Source organism: Deltaproteobacteria bacterium (assembly GCA_016874755.1).
Taxonomy (GTDB): domain Bacteria; phylum Desulfobacterota; class Binatia; order UBA9968; family UBA9968; genus DP-20.
The window spans coordinates 79007-101971 of record VGTH01000011.1 but is presented as its reverse complement, the minus strand read 5'-3'; the positions used below and the strand labels follow the sequence as shown (position 1 = coordinate 101971).

24 protein-coding genes and 1 riboswitch are annotated in these 22965 nt (G+C 59.1%); of the genes, 16 read left to right on the top strand and 8 right to left on the bottom strand.

Annotated features, from left to right (window positions below; genetic code table 11):
- Positions 1-8: 8 nt before the first annotated feature.
- From rpiB to FJ145_09160, 7 genes are all read left to right on the top strand, one after another.
- On the top strand, positions 9-470 hold the full coding sequence (rpiB, locus tag FJ145_09190) for a ribose 5-phosphate isomerase B (protein MBM4261593.1): 462 nt from the start codon (positions 9-11) through the stop codon (positions 468-470).
- A gap of 30 nt (positions 471-500) precedes the next feature.
- Entirely contained in the window at positions 501-3263 is a 2763-nt protein-coding gene (locus FJ145_09185; protein ID MBM4261592.1) for a bifunctional transaldolase/phosoglucose isomerase, read from the top strand.
- A gap of 32 nt (positions 3264-3295) precedes the next feature.
- Complete coding sequence (gene gnd / locus FJ145_09180) at positions 3296-4192, top strand: decarboxylating 6-phosphogluconate dehydrogenase (GenBank protein ID MBM4261591.1); 897 nt, start codon at positions 3296-3298, stop codon at positions 4190-4192.
- Positions 4193-4196: 4 nt separating this feature from the next.
- Positions 4197-5744, top strand: coding sequence for a glucose-6-phosphate dehydrogenase (gene zwf / locus FJ145_09175; protein ID MBM4261590.1), 1548 nt, complete (start codon positions 4197-4199; stop codon positions 5742-5744).
- A gap of 177 nt (positions 5745-5921) precedes the next feature.
- Positions 5922-6923: a glucokinase gene (glk, locus tag FJ145_09170; protein MBM4261589.1), complete on the top strand. Its 1002-nt coding sequence runs from the start codon at positions 5922-5924 to the stop codon at positions 6921-6923.
- The gene (gene pgl / locus FJ145_09165) at positions 6916-7659 is read left to right on the top strand and encodes a 6-phosphogluconolactonase (protein ID MBM4261588.1); all 744 of its coding nucleotides are present in this window, start codon (positions 6916-6918) and stop codon (positions 7657-7659) included. Before glk ends, pgl begins: the two co-directional genes overlap by 8 nt.
- A 64-nt stretch (positions 7660-7723) precedes the next feature.
- Entirely contained in the window at positions 7724-8764 is a 1041-nt protein-coding gene (locus FJ145_09160) for an ABC transporter substrate-binding protein (GenBank protein MBM4261587.1), read from the top strand.
- Between the two features lie 31 nt (positions 8765-8795).
- On the opposite strand, the gene FJ145_09155 is transcribed toward FJ145_09160, so the two are convergent.
- Positions 8796-9701 carry a TIGR01777 family protein gene (locus FJ145_09155; GenBank protein ID MBM4261586.1) on the bottom strand — a complete coding sequence of 302 codons (906 nt, stop codon included), beginning with the start codon at positions 9699-9701 and terminating at the stop codon, positions 8796-8798.
- Between the two features lie 121 nt (positions 9702-9822).
- Here FJ145_09155 and FJ145_09150 point away from each other — a divergent pair, with 121 nt between their 5' ends.
- From FJ145_09150 to FJ145_09135, 4 genes are all read left to right on the top strand, one after another.
- Complete coding sequence (locus tag FJ145_09150) at positions 9823-11079, top strand: beta-ketoacyl-[acyl-carrier-protein] synthase family protein (GenBank protein MBM4261585.1); 1257 nt, start codon at positions 9823-9825, stop codon at positions 11077-11079.
- Positions 11080-11173: 94 nt separating this feature from the next.
- Positions 11174-11773: a methyltransferase domain-containing protein gene (locus tag FJ145_09145; protein MBM4261584.1), complete on the top strand. Its 600-nt coding sequence runs from the start codon at positions 11174-11176 to the stop codon at positions 11771-11773.
- Positions 11770-12951 (top strand): NAD(P)/FAD-dependent oxidoreductase, encoded by a 1182-nt coding sequence (locus FJ145_09140; GenBank protein MBM4261583.1) that lies wholly within the window; start codon positions 11770-11772, stop codon positions 12949-12951. Before FJ145_09145 ends, FJ145_09140 begins: the two co-directional genes overlap by 4 nt.
- Positions 12952-13086: 135 nt before the next feature.
- Complete coding sequence (locus FJ145_09135) at positions 13087-14754, top strand: thymidylate synthase (protein MBM4261582.1); 1668 nt, start codon at positions 13087-13089, stop codon at positions 14752-14754.
- Between the two features lie 36 nt (positions 14755-14790).
- Here the strand turns inward: FJ145_09135 and FJ145_09130 are convergent, their stop codons facing one another.
- The 7 genes from FJ145_09130 to FJ145_09100 form a co-directional block, all read right to left on the bottom strand.
- Positions 14791-15096, bottom strand: a complete 306-nt coding sequence (locus FJ145_09130) for a hypothetical protein (GenBank protein ID MBM4261581.1) — start codon at positions 15094-15096, stop codon at positions 14791-14793.
- Between the two features lies 1 nt (position 15097).
- A complete protein-coding gene (gene thiE, locus FJ145_09125) occupies positions 15098-15727 on the bottom strand; it encodes a thiamine phosphate synthase (protein MBM4261580.1) in 630 nt (209 codons plus the stop codon).
- A gap of 53 nt (positions 15728-15780) precedes the next feature.
- Complete coding sequence (locus FJ145_09120; protein ID MBM4261579.1) at positions 15781-16554, bottom strand: thiazole synthase; 774 nt, start codon at positions 16552-16554, stop codon at positions 15781-15783.
- A gap of 4 nt (positions 16555-16558) precedes the next feature.
- Positions 16559-16759 (bottom strand): sulfur carrier protein ThiS, encoded by a 201-nt coding sequence (gene thiS, locus FJ145_09115; GenBank protein MBM4261578.1) that lies wholly within the window; start codon positions 16757-16759, stop codon positions 16559-16561.
- Between the two features lie 100 nt (positions 16760-16859).
- Positions 16860-16973: riboswitch (TPP riboswitch) on the bottom strand.
- Between the two features lie 53 nt (positions 16974-17026).
- Entirely contained in the window at positions 17027-17869 is an 843-nt protein-coding gene (gene amrB / locus FJ145_09110; protein MBM4261577.1) for an AmmeMemoRadiSam system protein B, read from the bottom strand.
- A 23-nt stretch (positions 17870-17892) separates the two neighbouring features.
- A complete protein-coding gene (locus tag FJ145_09105) occupies positions 17893-18837 on the bottom strand; it encodes a fumarylacetoacetate hydrolase family protein (protein MBM4261576.1) in 945 nt (314 codons plus the stop codon).
- A 32-nt stretch (positions 18838-18869) separates the two neighbouring features.
- Positions 18870-19865 carry an amidohydrolase gene (locus tag FJ145_09100; GenBank protein MBM4261575.1) on the bottom strand — a complete coding sequence of 332 codons (996 nt, stop codon included), beginning with the start codon at positions 19863-19865 and terminating at the stop codon, positions 18870-18872.
- A 119-nt stretch (positions 19866-19984) separates the two neighbouring features.
- On the opposite strand from FJ145_09100, the gene FJ145_09095 reads away from it, so the two are divergent.
- The 5 genes from FJ145_09095 (at position 19985) to FJ145_09075 (ending at position 22937) form a co-directional block, all read left to right on the top strand.
- Positions 19985-20224: a hypothetical protein gene (locus tag FJ145_09095; protein ID MBM4261574.1), complete on the top strand. Its 240-nt coding sequence runs from the start codon at positions 19985-19987 to the stop codon at positions 20222-20224.
- A gap of 4 nt (positions 20225-20228) precedes the next feature.
- A complete protein-coding gene (gene holA, locus FJ145_09090) occupies positions 20229-21584 on the top strand; it encodes a DNA polymerase III subunit delta (GenBank protein MBM4261573.1) in 1356 nt (451 codons plus the stop codon).
- Positions 21581-22123, top strand: coding sequence for a DUF1669 domain-containing protein (locus tag FJ145_09085; protein MBM4261572.1), 543 nt, complete (start codon positions 21581-21583; stop codon positions 22121-22123). The genes holA and FJ145_09085 overlap by 4 nt, the downstream gene beginning before the upstream one ends.
- On the top strand, positions 22120-22665 hold the full coding sequence (locus FJ145_09080) for a hypothetical protein (protein MBM4261571.1): 546 nt from the start codon (positions 22120-22122) through the stop codon (positions 22663-22665). Before FJ145_09085 ends, FJ145_09080 begins: the two co-directional genes overlap by 4 nt.
- 92 nt (positions 22666-22757) lie before the next feature.
- The gene (locus FJ145_09075) at positions 22758-22937 is read left to right on the top strand and encodes a hypothetical protein (protein ID MBM4261570.1); all 180 of its coding nucleotides are present in this window, start codon (positions 22758-22760) and stop codon (positions 22935-22937) included.
- The last annotated feature ends 28 nt before the right edge of the window (positions 22938-22965 follow it).

Genomic DNA, 22965 nt, shown 5'->3' with positions numbered 1-22965 from the left:
GTGCCACAATGAAGATCGTCGTTGGCGCCGATCACGCGGGCTATGAACTGAAAAGGTTCATCGCCGACTACCTGCGTTATCGCGGCCATGAAATCATCGACAAGGGAACCAACAGCGACGATCCGGTGGACTATCCGGATTCTGCCGAAGCTGTGAGTAAAGCGATTCTCGACGGCACCGCCGAGCGCGGCGTTTTGGTCTGCGGCAGCGGCGTTGGCGCCTCGGTGGCGGCCAACAAGATTCCCGGCATACGCGCCGGCCTTTGTCACAACACCTATTCGGCGCGCCAAGGGGTCGAGCACGACGACATGAACGTACTGGTTCTCGGTGCGCGGGTGATCGGCATCGAGCTCGCGCGCGAACTCGTCGACGCGTTCATCGGCGCGACGTATACAGCCGAAGAGCGCCATCAGCGACGGGTGGGAAAAATCACTGCGTTGGAACATCGCTACGGAAAGCAGAGAAGCTAGGAGGCTGCATACGCCTCGCAAGGGAGACGCATGAATCCTTTAAAAGAACTGCATGACCATGGACAATCGGTCTGGCTTGACTACATACGGCGCAATCTCGTTCGCAGTGGCGAGCTGAAACGGCTGGTCGAAGAAGACGGCATTCGCGGCGTCACCAGCAACCCAACGATTTTCGAGAAAGCCATCGCCGGCAGCACCGACTATGACGACGCACTGCGGGAACTGTTGGCTAGAAATGGCAAAACCGACGTCGAGCAGCTCTACGAACCGCTCGCCATTGAAGACATTCAAATGGCCGCCGATGTTCTGCGTCCTGTGTTCGACCAGAGTGGCGGCGATGATGGCTATGTCAGTCTAGAAGTCTCGCCACGCCTGGCCAACGACACGCAAGGCACAATCGACGCCGCCAAACGGCTGCGCGCCGCCGTCTCACGCCCCAACGTCATGATCAAAGTCCCGGCGACACCGGCGGGCATCCCCGCCATTGAGTCGCTGATCGCCGACGGCATCAGCGTCAACGTGACGTTGATGTTCTCGATGAAACACTACGAAGACGTGGCGCGCGCCTATATCAATGGCTTACAGCGCTGCGCCGATCCTTCCAAAGTTGCTTCGGTGGCGTCGTTCTTCGTCAGCCGCGTCGATACCGTTGTCGACAAAGCGCTGGAATCGAACGGTTCTCCGGAAGCGAAAGCGCTGTGCGGCAAGATCGCCATTGCCAATTCCAAAGTTGTCTATCGCCGCTTCCAAGAAATCTTTCACGGCGAAGGTTTCGCCGGTTTACGCCAGCGCGGCGCGCGCGTGCAGCGGCCGCTGTGGGCCAGCACGGGCACAAAGAATCCGGCCTATTCGGACGTGCTCTACGTTGAGAATTTGATCGGCCCGGAAACGGTGAATACTTTGCCACCGGACACGATCGCTGCCTTTCGCGACCACGGTAAACTGCCCGGTGCGACGGTCAAAGAAGGCTGGACGGACGCCGACGAGGCGCTCGCGGCTTTGCCGCGATTTGGCATTGACCTCGATGCCGTGACGGAGAAGCTGCAAGCCGACGGCGTGACGGCATTTGCCGCGTCGTTCGATCAGTTGCTCAGCGCCCTCGACAAAAAGCGCAAGACCATGGTGGGCGTCGAGATCAATCGCCAAGAGCTGCGCTTGGGCAAATCGCAGCGGCGTGTCGACAACTGTTTGAAGGCTTGGCAGGCCGAACAGTTCGGCTCACGCCTGTGGAAAAAAGATCACAAGCTTTGGGTCAAAGAACCCGAACCGGAACTGACCGACCGCTTGGGCTGGTTGGAGCTGCCCGATTCCATGGAGCAGCAAGTGGCGGCGCTGGGCGCCCTCGCCGATCAGGTCAAAGCCGAAGGCATGAAACATGTCGTGCTTCTCGGCATGGGTGGTTCGAGCTTGGCGCCCGAGGTCTTCCAACAAACTTTTGCCAACGCCGCCGGCTATCCCGCGCTGATCATGCTCGACAGCACGCACCCGCGGGCCGTGAAGCCGGTCGAAGCGCGCATCGACCTGGCGCGGACAATCTTTCTGGTCTCCAGCAAATCCGGCACGACGACGGAAACCAACTCCTTCTTTTTCTATTTTTGGGACAAGGTAACGTTGCTAACCGGCGAACCTGGCCGGCACTTCGTTGCCATCACCGATCCGGGCACACCGCTGGAGAAACTCGCCGCCGCGAGAAAATTTCGCGCTACTTTCAGCGCACCCGTGGAAGTCGGCGGCCGCTACTCGGCGTTGACCGTGTTCGGCTTGGTGCCAGCCGCACTGATCGGTGTCGACGTCAGCGAGATTCTCATGCGCGCGCGGCGCATGAGCCAAGCTTGCAGTGCGGTTGCGGACGCAAAGACCAATCCCGGTTTGATTTTGGGCGCGGCTTTGGGTGAGCTGGCACTGGCCAAGCGCGATAAGGTGACGTTTCTCTGCTCACCATCGCTCGCTGCGTTTCCTGCTTGGGTCGAACAGTTGATCGCCGAGAGCACCGGCAAGAATCGCAAAGGCATCGTCCCAGTGGCTGGCGAAGCAGTGGGCGCACCGGACAAATATTCTAACGATCGCTTTTTCGTCTATCTGCGGCTCAAGGGCGATGACAACCACACCCACGATCGACTCGTCGCCGCCCTCGAAGCCAATGGCCATCCCGTTGCGACCATCGATCTCAACGACAAGTACGATATCGGTCAGGAATTTTTCCGTTGGGAAATGGCCATCGCTGCCGCCGGCGCGGTTCTAGAGATCAACCCGTTTAACCAACCCGACGTCCAGCTCGCCAAAGATCTGGCCAAGAAAGCGATGGATGCCAACGCGGGCAGCAAAAAATCCGCGGCTAGCGTAAAAGACGAAGTTGCCGTCAGCGACAACGACGCCTTGCACTCCGCCGTTGCCACTTGGCTCGACAACAAGAGGGCCTATGACTATGTCGTGGTTCAGGCGTACATTTACCCTTCCTCTGAGAACAGCGTCAAACTTCAGACAGTGTGCGCGGCGATCCGCGATCGGCTCGGCGTCGCAACGACGCTTGGCTTCGGCCCGCGCTTCCTCCATTCCACGGGCCAATTGCACAAAGGCGGACCCAACTCGGCACTGGTATTGCAGCTAGTTGATCAACCGACGGATCGCCTGGCGGTGCCGGAGACGACCTATACTTTTGACGAATTGATTCAAGCCCAAGGCATCGGCGATTTCACGGCATTGAAGCAGCGCCGGCGGCGTGTGCTGCGCGTTAATCTTGGCAACGATAGCACGCGTGCGCTGGAGCAACTGACGCAAGCGTTGAAAGCGTAGTTTCAAATTCTCCCACGGAAGGGGAAGCTGTTATGGAACTGGGAATGATCGGTCTCGGGCGCATGGGCGCCAACATGACCGAACGACTCGTGCGCGGCGGCCATCGGGTGATCAGCTACGACCGCAGCGCCGAAGCGATTCAGCGCGTTGTCGACAAAGGCGCCGTGGGCGCGCACTCGCTCGCTGACTTCGTCAAACAGTTGTCATTGCCGCGCGCCATCTGGCTGATGGTTCCCTCCGGCGATCCCGTCGACCAAACCATCGAGCAACTCCTTCCCAGTCTTACCAAAGGCGACATCATCATTGACGGCGGCAACTCCTACTACAAAGACTCGATTCGCCGCGCCGAGAGACTCAAAGCTCAGGGCATGCATTTCATCGACGCCGGCACCAGCGGCGGCATTTGGGGTTTGCAGAACGGCTACTGCATGATGGTCGGTGGCGAAAAAGCTATCGTCGACAAGCTCGAACCGATTTTTCTCACGCTGGCACCCAAAGACGGCTACCTCCACGCCGGCGCCAACGGCGCGGGCCATTTCGTAAAAATGATTCACAACGGCATCGAGTACGCGATGATGCAAGCCTACGGCGAAGGATTCGAGTTGCTCAAAGCCTCTCAATTCAATCTCGACCTGGCCAAGGTTGCGCACCTGTGGAATCAGGGCAGTGTCGTGCGCTCGTGGCTGTTGGAGCTTTGTCAAAGCGCCTTTGAAAAAGACGCCCATCTCGACGGCATCAAAGGCTACGTAGAAGATTCCGGCGAGGGACGCTGGACCGTGATGGAGGCTGTAGAAAGAGGCGTGGCCGCTACGGGACTGGCGCATTCCTTGTTCGCTCGGTTTGATTCACGCAAAGAAGATGCGTTTTCGAACAGAGTGATCGCCGCCCTGCGCAACGAATTTGGCGGCCACGCGGTGAAAAAGGGATAGCACCGTGGCCAGCGATCCGCATGAATATACCCCGCACGGCTTAGGCCAGAGCAAAAAACCGCACGCCTGTGTCGTGACGATCTTCGGCGCCTCTGGAGATCTCACCAAGCGCAAGTTGATTCCGGCGCTTTACAATTTGGCTCTAGAAAAGCGCTTGCCCGAGCGCTTTGCGGTGGTCGGCTATGCCCGCAGCGAAATGACCCACGAGGCGTTTCGCGAAAAGATGCGCGAAGCGGTCAGCGAGTTTTCGCGCACCGGGTTGAAAGACCAGGAGGTCTGGAATCGTTTCGCCGCGACGCTCTTCTACGTGCGCGGCGGCTACGACGGCGACGACGGCTACCAACGGCTTAAGCAGTTCATCGACAATTTCGATCACGGCAGCCGCATTCTGCCGGCGCGAGTTTTTTATCTCGCCATGCCGCCGGATCTCTATGGTCCGGTGATCCAGCAAATCTCCGCCGCCGGCCTGGCACCTAAAGAAACGGACGGCGAACCACCACGCACCCGCGTGGTCATCGAAAAGCCCTTTGGCACCGACCTCACCACCGCCCGCGAGCTCAATCACAAAGTGCACGAAGCCCTCGACGAAAAACAGGTTTATCGCATCGATCATTACCTCGGTAAAGAGACCGTGCAGAACATCATGGTGTTTCGCTTCGCCAACTCTGTCTTCGAGCCGATTTGGAACCGCCGCTATGTCGATCATGTGCAAATCACCGCCGCGGAAACCGTCGGCGTCGAGGACCGCGGCGGCTACTATGAGAGAGCCGGTGTGGTGCGCGACATGTTTCAAAATCATCTGCTGCAGCTTCTGTGCTTGACCGCGATGGAGCCGCCGGTGAGCTTTTCCGCCGATGCGGTGCGCGATGAAAAAGGCAAGTTGCTCAAAGCCGTGCGCCCGGTGGCCCCCGAGGAAGTCGCCTCGGTGGCCGTGCGTGGCCAGTACGGTGCGGGCAAGATCGGCGGCAAAGAGCTGCTGTCCTATCGCCAGGAGCCCGGCGTCGCCAAAGATTCTTCCACGGTCACCTACGCGGCGATCAAGTTTTTCATCGATAACTGGCGCTGGGAAGGCGTGCCCTTCTATTTGCGCTCCGGCAAGGCGATGACCAAGCGCATAACCGAAGTCGCGATTCAGTTCAAACGGCCGCCGCTGTTGATGTTTAAAGAATCGCCGGTGGAAGACATTTCACCCAACGTGCTGGTGATGCGCATCCAACCGGACGAGGGAGTTTCGTTACAATTTCAAGTCAAACCGCCGGGACCTGACATCGTCATTCAGCCGCTCAGTTTGGATTTCAAATATGAGCAGGCGTTTGGCAACAGTCCGCCGGAGGCCTACGAGACCTTGCTCGAGGATTGCATCGAAGGCGACTCGACGCTGTTCACGCGCCACGATTGGGTGGAGCTCGCCTGGGCCTTGGTGGATCCGATTATTCAGACCTGGCAGATCAGCACGCCGCGGGACTTTTCCAACTATGCGGCCGGATCGTGGGGGCCTAAGGAGTCTGACGAGTTCTTAAAGCGCGACGGACGACGCTGGCGCCGGCCGTAGAGGCAAATATCTCGCGCAGAGGCGCAGAGAACGCAAAGTTTCGGAGGGAAAGAGCTCGGATCACGGACTCGGTAGTGCAACTATTTTCGAAGGAGGCACGAAGATCAGGAAGGTAAGAGAAGAAAAACTGTTTCTCCGAACTTCGTGTCCTTCGTGTCTTCCTGGTGAGTCATAACGATGGCACAGCGCGAACTCGTGCTCGCGGGCGATATCGGCGGCACCAAGACGCACTTGGCGCTGTTTTCGGTTCATGGCGAAAAGCTGCGCTCGGAAGCGCTGCAAACCTTTCCCAGCAAGCGCTACTCGGGGCTCGCTCCGCTGGTTAAAGAGTTCCTGGCCAACAGTAATGGTCGCACGATTGACGCAGCCTGCTTCGGCATCGCCGGCGCGGTGGTCGACGGCAAGGTGACGACGCCCAACTTGCCATGGATGATCGACGCGGGGGAGCTGCGCCAATCGCTCAAATTCAACGCCGCCCTGTTGAACGATCTGGAAGCGAGCGCCTACGGCATCTTTACTCTAACTAACGATGAATTCTGCACACTCAACGAAGGCACCATGCGGGTGTCGGGCAACAAGGCGCTGATTGCCGCCGGCACCGGTTTGGGCCAGGCGATCCTTTACGATGACGGTCACCATTTTCATCCGCTTGCATCCGAGGGTGGCCACGGCGATTTCGCGCCGCGCACTGAGCTGGAGATCGAGCTCTTGCGCCATTTGATCGGCCGCTTCGGCCATGTCAGCTACGAACGAGTTGTCTCGGGCCCTGGGCTTTTCAACGTTTATCGCTTCTTGAAAGAGGCGGGAAAGTTCGCCGAGCCGGAGTGGCTCGCCGAGCGCTTCAGAACCAGCGACGATGCCAGCGCGGTGGTCTCGCGAACCGCGCTCGCCGGCGATGCGGAAATTTGCGTCAAGGCTTTGGATCTCTTCGTGTCGGTCTACGGCGCCGAGGCCGGCAATCTGGCGCTGCGCGCCAAGTCGGTTCGCGGCCTTTATATCGGCGGCGGCATTGCGCCAAAAATCCTCGCGAAATTGAAAGACGGCTCTTTCATGCGCGCCTTTGCCGATAAAGGGCGCTACGCCGACCTACTTGCGGCGATACCGGTACAAGTTGTATTAAACGATCAGGCGGCGCTGCGCGGCGCTGCCTACTTTGCAGCCTTTCTATCTCATGACTGAGCGCGACACGATTATCTGCGCGGACACCGAAGAACTCAGCCGCAAGGCGGCGGAGAGATTTATACGCCTCGCCAACGACGCGATTGTTCGCAGCGGTCGGTTCATCGTCGCGCTCTCCGGCGGGTCGACGCCGCGCGCCCTTTACTCGCTCTTGGCCAGCCCGGACTATAACGAGCGCATTCCGTGGAACAAGGTTCACCTGTACTGGGGCGATGAGCGCTGCGTGCCGCCGCACCATCCCGACAGCAATTTTCTCATGGTCCAGGAGACGCTCCTAGCGAACATCACCATTCCCCGGGAAAACTTTCATCGGATCGCCGCCGAGCTCGACCCCAAAGTAGCGGCGGCGGACTACGAAGAACAGGTCCGAAAACTATTCGAGCTAACGCCAGGCGCGCTGCCGCGCTTCGATTTGATCCTGCTCGGTCTCGGCGAAGACGGCCACACGGCGTCGTTGTTTCCCGAAAACGAGGCTCTCAACGAAGCCCACCATCTCGTGGTAGCGACCTACGTGGAGAAGCTCAACGCGCATCGCGTGACCCTGACTCTGCCCGTGATCAACCGCGCCGCCGAGATTGTTTTTTTGGTCGCCGGCCAGGACAAATCAGCCGTGATCAAGCTAATTCTCGGCGAGCTTCCCGAAGGCATAAACCTCCCCGCCGCCCGCATCCGTCCTGCCAACGGCCGGCTCGTCTGGCTAGTCACCAAAGATGCCGCCAGCGAGTTGCTTCAGTAGCACCCGACCCTGTAAACTCGCTTCCTATTCGGAAGTTTACAACCGTCACTGAGGCAGGACGAATATGAAAGTCGACTGGACCCGCGCCTTTCCAACCGCACGGATCGATAGCATCGCCGTTGTTCTGCTGAGTATCAGTATCAGCTTATCGCTATTTTCCTGCGCGGCCGTCGAGGCCCAGGGACGACCCGAGCGGCTGCGGGTGATCTACAGCGCCATCGGCAGCTCGCAAAGCCCAATATGGATCGCCAACGAAGCCGGTATTTTCAAGAAGCACGGCCTCGATGTCGAAATACTCTACGTCGCCGGCGGCTCGCGCGCGGCGCAGGTTGTGCTCGCCGGGGAAGCGCCGGTGGCGATGTTCAACGGCAGCTCGGTCATCAGCGCCAATTTGGCCGGCGCCGATTTGATCAACATCGCCAGCGGCATGAATGTCTTGCCTTTTCTTCTGGTCGTCGGGCCGAGCGTCAAACAGATCGATGACTTGAAAGGAAAGAAAGTCGCGATCACTCGCTTTGCTTCGGCGACCGATTTCGCCCTGCGCTTTGCCGCCGAGAAATGGCCGGTCAAGCCGGATAAAGATTTTACCGTTTTGCAGCTCGGCGGCCAGCCCGAAATGATGGCCGCGCTCAAGAGCGGCGCCGTGCAAGGCGCCATGCTCAATGCCGAGTTCGCCATCATGGCGCGGCGCGACGGCTATCGGGAACTCGTCGATGTGGCGGCGTTGGGCTTGACGTTTCCCGGCTCGGGCTTAAACACCAGCAAAACATTCGTCAAAAACCGCCGCGACACCACGCTGCGCGTGCTGCGCTCCTACGTCGACAGCATTCACTACGGCATCACCCAGAAGAAGTTCGCGGTTGGCGTTTTCGCCAAGTATCTGAAGAGCCAGGACCAGCCTTTTCTCGAGGCCGTGCACGAGATGTATCTCGGCAAATACATCCCTAAGATTCCCTACCCCTCAACGGAATCGATGAAGCGCGCTCTCGACGACATCGCCGAGAAGGATCCGCGCGCCAAGAGCTGGCGTGCCGAGCAATTTATCGACGCAACGCTGATGCAGGAGTTAGAAAAAGAGGGGTTTATCAAACAGCTGTGGCGGTGACAAAACCGGCTTCACGGTGCGATGCACGACGTTAGTGCACGCAATCCTCGAGCGCGCCGCTCAGAGTCGGATAACGAAACTGGTAACCCAGTTCAGTGGCTACTTTCGGAATCACGCGTTGGCTGCCAAGTAGCATCTCAGCCGCTTCGCCGAAGATACCCCGCAAAGCAAAAGCGGGAACGCTTAGGAAACAAGGGCGCTTCATCACCCGCGCCAAGGTCTTGCTGAAATCCTTGTTGGTGACCGGGTTGGGAGCCGTCGCGTTGACGGGGCCGTGCGCTTTTTCGTTTTCCAATACGAATCGTATCAGCCCAACTTCGTCGTCGACGTGAATCCACGACATCCACTGGTGGCCATCGCCAAGCGGCCCGCCGACGAAGCATTGAAAGGGCGGCAACATTTTTCCCAGCGCGCCGGCGCCGGCGCCGAGCACGATGCCGGTTCGCAACGGCACGACCCGGCAACCCAGTTGCTCTGCTTTAAGCGCTTCGGCTTCCCAATCGCGGCAGACGCTGGCCAAGAAATCGTCGCCACTGCCGCTCTCCTCGTCGACCATCTCTGCGCCGCGGTGGCCATAGTAACCAATCGCGGAAGCATTGATGAGAAATTTGGGTTTTTGAGCAGCCTTGGCAATGGCATCGACGAGCACACTGGTGGCACCGATGCGGCTTAGACGAATCTTTTCCTTGCGTCGCACCGACCATCGGCGCTTCGCGATCGGTTCACCCGCGAGGTTGATGATGCCGTCACAACCATCGATCGCTCCCTCCCAATCGCCGCTGGCACCGGGCGTCCAGTGGAGCCAACGTTTGCTGGTGTGGGATGGGCTGTCGGGCGCCCTGCGGGTGAGCAGCGTCAGTGAGTGCCCGTCCTGCAACAAACTTTCGGTCAGCACCGAACCAACGAAGCCAGACGCGCCAGTCACGACAAGTTTCAACCAAATTCCTTTCACGGCCGAGGCGGCTTAACGCGGGTTGCCGCCAATGCTAGGTTGTGAGTGAAACAACTTAGTGCTGCCCTGTCAAGATGAAGTTGCCGTGAAAGCACACAAACACAACATTCCGCGCCGTGTCGTCGTCACCGGATTGGGCGCGCTCAGCCCCAACGGCAACAGCGTTGAGAAATTTTGGTGTAGTTTGAGAAACGGTGTCAGCGGCGTCGCTCCCGTTACTCGATTCGACGCTGGTCACTTGCCCTGCCGTATCGCCGGTGAAGTCAAAGACTTTTGCCCGCAGGATGTCTTGCCTGCCCAGGAACTGCGCCGCGTCGGGCGCAGCACGACGCTAGCCATTGCGGCGGCGCACGAGGCGCTGGCGCGCGCCAAAATAGATTTGTCGCAAGCCGACATCGCCGCGAAACGCAGCTGGGGTGTGGTGCTCGGCAGCGGCGGCGGTGCGGCCGATTTCGCTGAGGAGCAATACCGGCTCTTTTTCGGCGACAAGCTGCGCAAGGTCAGCGCATACAATGTCTCGAGCTCCACCATGGGGACCCTTTCCAGCGAAATTTCGTTGCACTTCGATATGCGCGGCCCCAGCCATGTGATCTCCACCGGCTGCACCAGCTCCACCGACGCCATCGGCTACGCGTTCAACATGATCCGCTTCGGTCGCGCCGACCGTATGCTGACCGGCGGCGCCGATGCGACGATTACACCCGGCATCATGCAAGGGTTCTGCATCATGCAAGTGGTGAGCACGCGCCATAACGACGAACCGGAGCGGGCGTCGCGGCCGTTCGACAGCGGGCGCGACGGCTTTGTCTTGGGCGAAGGAGCGTGGATGCTGGTGCTCGAAGAACGCGAGCAAGCGCTGGAGCGCGGTGCGACCGTGCTGGCCGAAGTCTTCGGTTATGGCTCTACCTCCGACGCCTATCATCGGGTGCGCTTGGACCCGCGCGGCGAAGAGCCGGCGCGGGCGATGACGATTGCCATCGAAGACGCTGGCGTGGCCAAAGACGAGGTCGGCTACGTGGCGCTGCACGGCACCGCCACGTTGATCAACGACAAGACCGAGACCGTGGCGTTGAAGCTTTGTTTTGGCTGGCGCGCGGGCGATATCCCGATGAGCTCGCTCAAGTCGATGATCGGCCATCCCCAGGGGGCGTCCGGCGCCGCCGGCGTGGCGGCGGCGATTCTCAGCATGAATAATGATTTTTTGCCGCCGACGATTAATCTCAGCGACCCCGATCCGGAATGCGATCTGAACTATATTCCCAATCGCGGCATCGAGCGGCGCGTCGACGTCGCGCTGTGCAATTGCATCGGCTTCGGCTCCAAAAATTCCGCCCTGGTCATCGGTCCCGGAGACCGGGTGTGAAACGGAGTCTAGAAAAAGAGATGATGGATCTGCCCGGCCAGCCGCGCGCGCTGCTCGAGGGTGACCTGCGCAATTTGCGGGTCATCAATCGTACCTGGGCAACTACCAACACGTTTTGCGAGGATTGGCTCGGCTCCAGGGCGAACACGAGAGCCGCCATTTTTCCCTGCTCGACGTCGGCACCGGCAGCGGTGATATCCCGGTCAGGCTGGTTCGCTGGGCCGAGGACAGGCAACTCAGCACACAGATCATCGCCTTGGAATACCAAGCGGTGAGCATCGCGCAAGCGGCGCTTCAAACCCATGGCAGCGACGGCATTTTCCTAATTCGCGGCGATGGCGCAACGCCGCCTTTTCGCCCAGCGTCGGTCGATTACGTCTTGGCGTCGCAGTTTTTGAACCACTTCAGCGAAGAAGCGATCATCGCTCTGCTGAGAAGCTGGGCCGGCCTGGCACGCCGCGCGATCATCATCAGCGATCTGGTGCGCCATCCATTTGCGTATTACGGCATTCGCCTGTTAACCCGGCTGTGCACTCGCAACGTGATGACGCGGGTCGATGCGCCGCTGTCGGTCACGCGCGCGTTTACTATGGGCGAGTGGCGTGAGATTTTTCAGCGCGCCGATATCGGCGCCTTCGACGTGCGCTGGGCTTTTCCGTTTCGCATGCTCGCCATCGGATCGCTGGGTAAATGAACGTTAAACATTGCGACGTGGCAATTGTCGGCGCAGGCCCGGCCGGTTCGGCGACGGCGATAACGCTGGCGCGGCGCCGCTACTCCGTCGTGCTGCTCGACAGGGAAAAATTTCCCCGGGAGAAACTCTGCGGCGATTTTATCAACCCGTCTAGTTGGCCAACGCTGGCGCAATTGGGTGTGGCGCAGCCGATCCTGGCGGCGACCCCAGAGCGGGTCACAAGATTTCGCATCACCTCACACCTCGGCGCCGAGGCGGAGGTGCCGCTCGGGATGCAAGACGGCGAACCGGTCTTCGGCGTTGCGCTGCGCAGGGCCACGCTCGATGCGCTGCTGCTGTCCCGTGCCCAATCAGAGGGTGCCATGGCGCTGGAGCCGTGCAAGGTCAAGTCTTTGCAGCGGGTGTCGATGGGTTGGTCGGCGATCGGCGACACTCCCGAGGGTGAGTGTGAGATCAGGGCCAAGGTTGTAATCGGCGCCGATGGGCGCAATTCCTGGGTGGCGCATCGTCAAGGCATGGCTCAAAGTAGCGCGGAACGTGGACGCGCCGTCGGCTTTCAATTTCTGGTGACATCGCGCCACGACGTCGCCGGCAGGGTGGAGATCCATCTTTTTCCCGGCGGGTACGTCGGTCTTTTGGGACTTGGCCGCGGTCTGGTTAACTTCTGTTTCGCCGTGGACAAGTCATGCCTGGAACAACATGGATCACTGGACCGGCTTTTGTCATCTTCAGTGCGACAAGACCCCGATCTAAACGAACTGCTCGGCCAAAGTGAACGGGTCAGCGCCGTACGGTCAACCTATCCGGTCTACTTTCCGCCCCGGCGCTGCTACGGCGATGCTTTGTTGCTCGTCGGCGACGCCGCGCGGGTCAGCGAGCCGGTGACCGGCGAAGGGATTTACTTTGCTCTGCGCAGCGGCTTGCTCGCCGGCAATGCCGTTCACGCCGGCTTTTGCGAGGGCAATCTGACCGCAACCAGTCTGCGCCGCTACGCGCAGGCATGCCAGCGCGCCTTCGCGCTACGCCGTGGCTTGAACGCCGCAATTCGCTATCTGATGTACCGGCCGCGGCTCTTGACGCAGTTCGTTCGGTTCTCAGCTAAGCAGCAGCGGCTGCTCGATGGTGTGGTCCATACCCTGTGTCTGCCAGAAGAGCAAAGAGCAAGGGAGAGTGTCTAACGTACCGTCTGGGGGGTGCTGAACAAATCGAAGGCAGAGTTTCTTAACCCCCCTTAGCGTACTCTTTTCTTCGGCGGCGGCGTATGGTGAATTAGTCGGTATCCTATCGATTTTGATTTAGAAAGCAGTTTTCGAATGACCTTTGAGTTTAATCCCGAAGAGCAGAAAAACCTCGCCCCGTTTTTTACCAATCTTGACCGCGACGTGTTTGGCTTGAAACTGCCGCAGGAAGTCGCCGGCGCGCTGTTCTCGCGCTACAGCCGCTCGACTAAAAGTCTGCGCCGGACTTTTCTCGACGAATTTCTTGGCGATCCCGAGCTGGCGCTGAAAGATTTGCTCGGCGCGCGAGCGCCGGCGGACGAGGGCAGCGTCGCCCTGAAAAAAGCCCGAGCGTTTTACGAGCGCGTGCTAGTCGGCTACGGCGACGATTCGGTCGCCCAGTTGGGCGGCGCGCACATGGCCTGCGAGAACATTTCCAACGTCGCGGCCAAATTGCTCGAAGACGCGCGCATCGGTATTGCGCCGTTGGAGAAATCGACGCGCTACGTGCGCTTCGATCAGCAAGATTCTTCCGGCAACTATCTTTTTTACCGCGAGCCCAAGATCCTGGCGTCGCGCCACCGGGAGAACTATCTGGCGACGATGAACCTGCTGTTCGACACCTATTCCAAACAGATGGAACCGATGCTCGATCACGTCGCCAAGTCGCTGCCCATCGAGCAGCTCGAAGTGCGCGACCCGGTGTCGGGCAAAGCTTTGAGCTATGCCGAGGCGGCGAAAGATGACCGGCTCAAACGTTGGGCCGAAAGCGCCTACCGCGCCACCGTCCGCGCCCACGCCTGCGACGTGCTGCGCAGCTATCTGCCGGCGGCGACGCTGACCAACGTCGGCATGTTCGGCGTCGGCCAGGCGTTCGAATATCTGATCAGCAAACTCTACTCGCTTGATCTCAGTGAAGCCAACGAGTTGAGCGCGGCGATCCACGACGAATTGAATCAATTGATCCCGTCGTTTGTGAAGCGGGCGCAGCGCAACGAGTATCTTGCCGGCACAACCGCCGCGGCCAAAGCTTTGGCGGCGCATAAAGCCGCGCTGAAACCTCTCGCCGGCGCAGAGCCGGTGACGCTGACGGACTACGACGCGCAAGCCGAAGAGAAAGTGATCGCCGCGATCCTCTACAGCCACGCGCGCCAGCCGCTGGAGCAGCTCCGAAAAGTCGCCGCGGCGATGAGTGCAGACGAGCGGCGGAGAATCCTCGTAGAATATTTCGCCAAACGACGCCACCGCCGCGACAAATTGAGCCGCGCCTTCGAGAACGTCTATTACACCTTCGACATCCTCGGAAATCTCGGGCTCTTCCGTGACCTGCACAGACATAGAATTCTTACCCAGGAACGCCAGGAGTTCACCACCGTGCATGGCTACGACACGCCGCCGGAGATCGAAGCAGCAGGCTTCAAGTCCGAGTTTGACAAGTGCATGCAGCGCACGGCGGAGTTGTACGAACGGATCTACGCGGAGCTGCCGAGCGAAGCCCAGTACGTCGTGCCCTTTGCCTACAAGATTCGCTGGTACATGAAAATGAACCTGCGCGAGGCGCTGCACCTGTGCGAGCTCCGCACCATGCCGCAGGGCCATCCCGACTACCGCTTTATCTGCCAAGAGATGTGGCGCAAGATTCAGTCGGTGCATCCGGTTTTGGCCGAGTCGGGGAGATTTATGGATTGGCAAAAGTATCGGCTCGGGCGGTTGCAGTCGGAGATGCGCACGGAGTTCAAGAAGTCGGCATTGGAGACGACCTGAGGCCTGAGAATCTGCGATAAGGCTGCAGATACCCGCTCAGATTGGCTTTACGAAGTGAATCAACGCGGCGACGACGAACGACCCGACATAGGCCGAGAGAAAATCGAGCAGAATACGGAAACCCGGGAGCTTATCAAAATGCTCCAAAAAACCGAAATAGATGATTACGAAATGGGCCAGGAAAAATCCCAGCACTCCGACGATCAGCGCCATTAACCAATTGCCTCGGCGCTCGTAGGCGACGGTTCTGGTTGCGGCCAGGCCGCTCAGGAAGGCAATTGCCAAGTTCAACAGCGGACTGGCTTGTAAGTAAGCTGAGGCTTGCTGAGCTGCTTCCTGCAAATCATCCCTCCCGTAAGGCTGTGAGAATATTGTGTGCTGCCTCTCGCGGGTCAGCGGCGCTGATGATGGCGCTGATCAAGGCGATCCCACGCGCTTTGACGGCTAGCACTTCTTTGATCTGCTCCTGCTTGATGCCGCCGATAGCATAAACGGGCCGCGCGATTTTTTCCACCACTTGGCGCAGCGGCTCTAAGCCTTGCGGTGAGCCGTAAGCCGCCTTGGAAGGAGTGAAATAAACCGGCCCGAAAACGATAAAGTCGGCGCCGGCGCGCTCGGCCTGCTGAGCTTCAGTCAACGCGTGCACCGAGGCGCCGATCAGCTGCTCGGGGCCGAGCAGTTGCCGTGCGGTCTCAATCGGGACGGAGCCACCGCCTAGGTGCACGCCATCGGCATCGACCGCAAGGGCGACGTCGATGCGATCATTGATGAAAAGCCGGGCGCGGTAGCGGATGGTTAGTTGACGCGCGGCTTCAGCCAAATAGTAGAGCTCTTTGCCGTCGAGATCTTTTTCACGCAGCTGGATCGCCTGGACTCCGCCATCGAGCGCCTGCTCCAGCACCCACAGCAGCTCCCGCCCGTTGGTCTGTTGGCGATCGGTGACCAGGTAGAGATCGAAATCGACTTTGATCATCTAGCGGTTAAAAATTCCTTTTGGGGCGCCCCGCTAGTGCCCTCACTCGCACCTCAGGTGAGCATCCCCTCGATGGGGCTCGAAGCCGTGGCGTAGAGTTTTCGCGGAATGCGCCCGGCGAGAAATGCCTTACGGCCGGCCTCGACACCCTGACGCATCGCTTCAGCCATCAAGATCGGATCTTTGGCGCCGGCAATGGCCGTGTTCATCAAGATCGCGTCGCAGCCCATCTCCATGGCGAGCGCCGCGTCGGATGCCGTGCCGACTCCGGCATCGACAATCACCGGGACCTTCGCGTGTTCGAGGATGATCTTGATGTTATACGGGTTGCGAATGCCCAATCCCGAGCCGATCGGCGCCGCCAGCGGCATCACTGCGGCGCACCCCATCTCCTCGAGCTTTTTGGCGGTGATCGGATCATCATTGATGTAGGGCAAAACGACAAAGCCTTCTTTGACCAGAATCTTGGCGGCTTCCAGCGTCGCCGGAATGTCTGGGAATAAAGTCTTATCGTCGCCGATCACTTCGAGCTTGACCAGCTTGCCAACGCCCGCTTCGCGCGCCAACCGGCAGGTGCGCACCGCGTCTTCGGCGTTGTAGCAGCCCGCCGTGTTGGGCAGGATTGTGTATTTTTTCGGATCGAGGTAATCGAGCAAATTCTCTTTGTTCGGATCGGTGATGTTGACCCGGCGCACCGCCACAGTAACGATCTCGGCGCCCGAGACTTCGATGGCTTTTTTGGTCTCGGCAAAGTCTTTGTATTTGCCGGTGCCGACGATCAGGCGCGAGCGAAAGGTTTTGTCGCCTAGTTTGTAAGTGTCTTCCATGTTTTTAACCTCCGCCAACGAAGTGGACGATTTCGAGGGCGTCCCCTGTCTTTAAAATAGTCGCGCCAAAGTTGTCGCGCGGCACGATGTCGCGGTTGAGTTCAATCACCACGCGGCCGGGCCGAATCTGCAACTCCTCCAACAATTGGGTGACGCTCACACCATCGGTGACTTCTTTGGCTTCGCCGTTAATCTGAATTGTCATTTTCAATTGGCAATAAAAAACCGTATTCCTGAGGCCACCCGAAGATGGTGAGGGAATACGGTTTGAAACGGTCGGAAAAAACTCGCGGTCAAAAACCGCGACGTCGTCTCGCGCGCTTCCCTACGCCGGTGCGACCCGGATCAGGTTCAAAGGGTTACCTGAAAACTTTTCAGGCTCTCAGTCCGCTCGCGCCCGGACACCCCTAGCATTTAAGAAGGCTTAACAAAGGCGCCAGAGCAAGTCAATTCCGACCAAAGTTTCAGCGCGCTACGATTCCACCGCGATACTGGCATAGCCGACAACTTGCTGTATCGGCTTAACGTCGCCAGAGTGGCAATGCTTGAGCAGCGCCGCCTGCCTGGCTCCCAATGCTGTGGCAGCGTAAAGCATCGCCACACTGGGCAAGACACCGCACATGGTAATGTCGTTTTTCACAACCACGTCGAGGAGCCCCGCCGGATCGAGCGCGAGGGTTTGAGCGATAGCAAGTTCGTCCCGTCGGTGGGTCTCTTGCGGCGATAGATAATGATTCAAGTCGCTGCTCGCCAGGATCACCGTCTTGCAATTTTTCTCGCGCTGCAAAACTTGCGCGATCGCCTGCCCCAGCGCGGCGCAATCTGCCAGCGAAATGTGCGCCAATGAAATTGGCAGGAAAGCAAATTCGCCGAGGGTCCGTTGCAAAAACGGCAGCTGCACTTCGATGCTATGTTCGCTCACATGGGGCCGTTCATCGTACGCCAACCAGCCGACTAGCTTGGCCAACGACTCGCCGAGGGCGCGGTCGACGGGAATTTTACCGAGCGGAGTCTGCCACCCATCCCACGGACTGAGCGCCGCTTTGTGGCCGTGGGACCGGTGGTTGACACCCAGGAGAACCACTCGGTCGAGATTTTTACTATCGAGACAGGAATAGAAGTGTGCGGCGCAGGCACCGGAATACAGGTAACCGGCATGGGGCACGATGCCGGCAAACAAATTGGGCCGCACAGAGCTAATTCCGCGCGGCCCAAGCCGGTGAGTCAAAAAGCAGTCTTCGAGAACGCTGTCGAGTTCGTCGGCAGCCGAAGGATAAAACGATCCAGCTACGGCGGGAGGCCTGATGTTCGCCATGACCCCCTTCTATGATCAAGCGTTTACGGTGCGACGATGCTCACTTCCAAAGTGCCGATGCCTTCGACTTCACCTTCGACTTTGTCGCCTGGTTTCAAGAACACCGGCGGCACCCGGGCAAAGCCGACGCCGGACGGCGTGCCGGTGCTGATGATATCGCCGGGTTCCAACGTGATACCGGCGGACAAACTTTCAATCGTCGTCGGGATATCGAAGATCATGTCGCGAGTATTGCCGTCTTGCATGACTTCGCCGTTGACGCGGCAGATGAGCCGAACTTGCTGCGGGTCGGGCATCGCGCTCTTATGGACGATCCATGGGCCCAACGGACAGAAGGTGTCGAGCGATTTGCCTTTGAACCATTGGCCGTGCTGGCGCTGCAGCTCGCGCGCCGTCATGTCGAGGCAAACGGTATAGCCAAAGACGTAATCGTAAGCTTTGTCCTTCGGAATATCGCGGCCCTTTTTGCCGATGATCACCGCCAGCTCCACTTCCCAGTCGAGCTTGGTGGTGCACTTATGATTGATCACTTTGCCCAAATGACCGGTTACGGAAGTCGCCGGCTTGGTGAAAAATACCGGCCACTCGGGATACTTGATTTCCAGAGAGCGCGCCTTTGCGCCTTCGTCGACGTGCTCGCGATAGTTCACACCGAGCATCACACAGTTCTTGCGCGGCCGTGGAATCGGCGCCAGCAGCTTCGCTTGGCTTTGCTTTACTAGCGCGCCGGCGCGGGCGAGTTTTTTCTGATCCTCTTCGCTTTTGCCGGCGATGTATTTCTCGGCTTTGCGCGCCACCGCGACGGCTTTGGCGCCGGCATCGATGAATGCTTGCATCGATGTTAAAAATTCCGGCTTGCCACCGCGCAAATATCGGCTATTCACCTCGGCCAGATCGATAATTTGATCCTGCGGGCCCATGAGACCCAAGCGTTCCTGATTCTTCCGAGAAAAGGTAACCAGCCTCATTAATCCCCTCCGTAAACGATTACTCTTGCTATCTAAACACCGATGCCCAACAACCTACAAGCGTTGCCGCTAGCGATCTGCGCCACTTGGCTGCTTTCAATCTTAGTTTGTTGCAGCGACTGCACCGGTTCCGGATCGCCCATGTCATACGGGTAGTCGCTGCCCAAGAGCACATGATCGGCGCCGAAATTGGCCACCAGATATTCTAACGCCATCGCGCTATGTGAGATTGTGTCAAAGTAGAACTGCTTGACGTATTCGCTGGGTCGCTTGGCAATCTTCAGCGTGTCGGCCTTGGCGATTTGATAGCCGCGGTCGAGCCGGCCCCAGGTGTAGGGCAAAAAGCCGCCGGCGTGGGCGAGCAAGAACTTGAGCCGTGGGAATCGTTCCGGCACGCCGCCGAAAATGCATTTGGCCAGCGCCAAAGAGGTGTCGGTCGGGTTGCCGATCAGGTTGGCCAAATTAAAGTTCTTCATGCGCTCGGCGCCGACCACGCTATTGGGATGCACAAAGATCAGCGCATCGAGCGCCTGCGCCGCTTCCCAAAAAGGATCGAACGAGGGATCGTCGAAGTAACGGCCGTTGATGTTCGAGGCGATCTCCACGCCGCGCAGGCCCAGCTGGGTCACGCAGCGCTCCAGTTCCTTGGCCGAACGCTCGCTGTCTTGCAGCGGCACCGAGCCCAGCGCGACAAAGCGCTGCGGATGTTTTTTGACCGCATCCGCCAACTGCTGGTTTAGCCACTGGGCGTATTCCAAAGACGCCGCCGCATCCCACCAGTAGAAAAAATAGGTGCTGGCCGGCGACAAAGCCTGCATATCGACGCCCTGCTGCTCCATGATGGAGAGGCGCAGCTCCAAGTCCGAGAACTCCGCTTTCAGCTGGGTCAGATAGGGTTTGTCGTCGCGCGTCACGATGGCGCGGCCGCGCTCGTCGCTGCCTAGCTTCAGGCCGTGCCGTTTGCCAATTTCAGCCGCGGTCTTGAGGCTCTCGCTCGGCACGTAGTGGGCATGCACGTCGATATTCATGGGGGCTCGCAGTTAAGTCGGAGAGCTATCCGAGGGAGGCAAAATTGTCAAGGCGAATCCATCATCGCGATTTGCCTCACGAATTCGGCGATGATAGTTTGCGCCCCATGAGTAAGCCGATGAACCAGAACAATCGGCGGCGCCGGGAGCCGCGCGCCGCCATGAAGGAGGGCGATCGCATCCTGATCAACAAGGGGATCTCGAAAAAAGTCATGATCATCGCGCGCACCGAAATCCCCCACTCCACCGAGCGCATCTTCGTCACCAAATCGGGCGGTAAGTATACGATTGGGTTAAAAGTCTGGAAGTCCCACTACGTCTGGAGCGACAAGAATCAGATGTGGGTGCCCAAGCACTGATCCGATGGCACGCGATCTGACTACGATTCTAGCCGAGCTCAAGGCTGGCAAACACCCCCGCGTCGCCCTGGTCTTCGGCGACGACTTGCAGACCCAAGAGACCTGCCGCGCCATCGTCAACACCTTGGTCCCGGAAAGCGACCGCGGTTTTAACCTCGAACGGCTCGACGCCCGCACCGTCCCCTGGGACCGCATCGAGTCGTCGCTCATGACGCCGCCCTTTTTTCCCGGCACAAAAGTTATTTGGGTCGAGAACGCGCCCTATTTTTTTTCCCGCGATCAAAAGGGCGAGCTCGGTGAAAAAGTTCTTGAGCTGTGGCGCGAAGGCAAACGCGACGAAGCGGCCAAGCTCCTAGGCGATTTGCTGGTGGTCGAAGGCTGGACTCAAGAGCGTTGGGAGCAATTGGACGCAGCTAGCACGGCGGCAATTTTAGAGCTGCTCGAAGCCGACGACGGCGCCGAGCGCGCCGATGCCGAGGCGGTCATTAGCCATGCGAAATCAAAGGCCATCGAGCTCACCGGCCGCGCCGGCATGGAGAACCATCGCCTCGGCGAGCTGCTCGACCGCGGCTTGCCCCAGTGGGATTTCCTGCTGCTAACCGCCCTGCAGGTCGACCGGCGCACAAAACTTTTCAAACGATTCGAAGAACTCGGCGCGGCGCTGTTTCTGGGCCTGGAGCGCGACCGCTACGGCAAGGTAAGCCGCGAGAGCTTGATCGAGTTTATCAATCGCCGCATCAAACAAACCGGCAAGACGCTGGAACCGGCGGCGCGCGAGATGATCGCGACGCGCGCCGGCGACGATTTGCGCACGCTCAATCAAGAGCTGGAAAAGCTGGTGCTCTACTGCGGCGAGCGTCCGACCATCGGCGCCAAAGACGTCGACATGATTTTGCTTGACCAGGGCGAGGGTTGGATCTTCGATCTCACCCGCGCCATGGGCGAGCGCAACGCCCTTGCCGCGCTGGCCCAGTTGGCGCGGCTCACCGGTCAAGGCGAGCACCCGCTCAAGCTCTTGGGCACGATCGCCGGCGAAGTGCGTCGGCTTTTGGCAGCGCGCCAGTTGCTCGATGGCGAGCTGCGCGGCCGCTGGCGCCGCGGTATGAGCTATCAGCAGTTCCAACAAATTGGCGCGCCGCCATTAACGCGTAATCCTTATGGCGACTACATGAACTTTCAAAGGGCCGAGCAATTTTCGCTAACTGAGCTGCGCGCTCACATGGAAAGGATCTTTGACGCCGACTTGCGTTTGAAGTCCAGCGGCAGCCAACCGCGTTTGGTGATGGAGCAGTTGATTTTGTCCATGTGCCTGGGCGGACAGCGCAGAAATCCACTCAACCTGGGCCGCGCTCATCTATGAAACGCCTACTTTGCATTGTCTCAGTGGCGGCCTGGCTCGTGGTTGTTCACTCGTCCCTGGTCGCTGCCGACATGGTCGTCCAGGCTTGCTTCAGCCCGCAGGGCAAGTGCTCGGCTCATATCAGCCGCGAAATCGACCAAGCGAAGAAAGAGATTCTCGTCGCGGTCTACGTTTTCACCAGCGAGCAGCTGGCCGAGGCCTTAGCCCAGGCCAAAAAGCGCGGTGTGGTTGTCCAGGTCGTCGTCGATCAGGAATTCGACGCGCGCAACGACAAATCCAAGGTCAAATATCTCGAGCAGCAGAGAATCGCCGTGCGCCGCCACTCCGGACAGAAAGCCGCCACCGCCGATCGCGACAACGGCTTGATGCATCAGAAGTTTGCCGTCATCGATCGGAACACCCTTCTGACCGGCTCTTATAATTGGACCCACTCCGCAGATAAATTGAACGACGAGAATCTCTTGATGTTTCGCGACGCCGGTCCGCTTGCCGAGGAATACCGCAAAGTCTTTATGCAGCTATGGGAACGCAAACGGTGAGACGCCTTTCGCTTTGGCCTCTGATCAGCGCGCTGATATTTTTCGCCGCCGGTTTTCTGACGCATGCGTTGTATGTCCGATGGCAAACGCCGGACTCCGCCATCGCGGTCGCACCCAGTCCCATCGGTCAGCCGGCGGCACCCAGTGGCGCGCCGGAACCGCAAAGCCATCGCGTCAAATTTTCACCGCTGCCAGCGCCGGCAACCGCGCTTGAAAAAGCGCCCGAACTTCCGGTGGTCGCCGCGCGCGACGTCGAGCATATTCGCAGTTTGGCCGGCAACCAGGCACGCATTCGCGGCCGGGTTTTCAAAGTCGGCCATTCGGCCAAGAGCAACACTTATTTTCTCAATTTCGGTCCATCGCGTGGGTCGTTCACCGCGGTAATTTTCGCTTCGGCGGTGGATTCGTTCGAAAAAAAGAAAATGCCGCCGAGCGGCTTCGATGGCAGAGAAGTCGAGCTCCAGGGCACTGTCAAAGATCACCCACAGTACGGTCTAGAGGTGATCCTCGAAAGCCCTGCGCAAATTCGCATCCTGCAATAGGGAACAGTCTTTGCACGGCACATCTAACGCCACCGTGCTCACAGGCGATGGCCGATAATGGCGCCAGAGTGGTGGACACAAAAAAACGTTGCATGATCTGCGCGAAACCGTCGGACGTTCTGAAAGGCGCCATCTGCGAACCCTGTCAAGATCGCATTCGCCGGGAAGCCATGGGTGAGCAAGCCGGTGTCAACGCGTGCGCCGAGCGCGAGCTGAATAAGCATGGGGTGATGCCGTCCAAAGAAATGAATCACGATTGGAAGCTAAAATAGCAGCCTTTAGACCAACTCGAAAAAATAT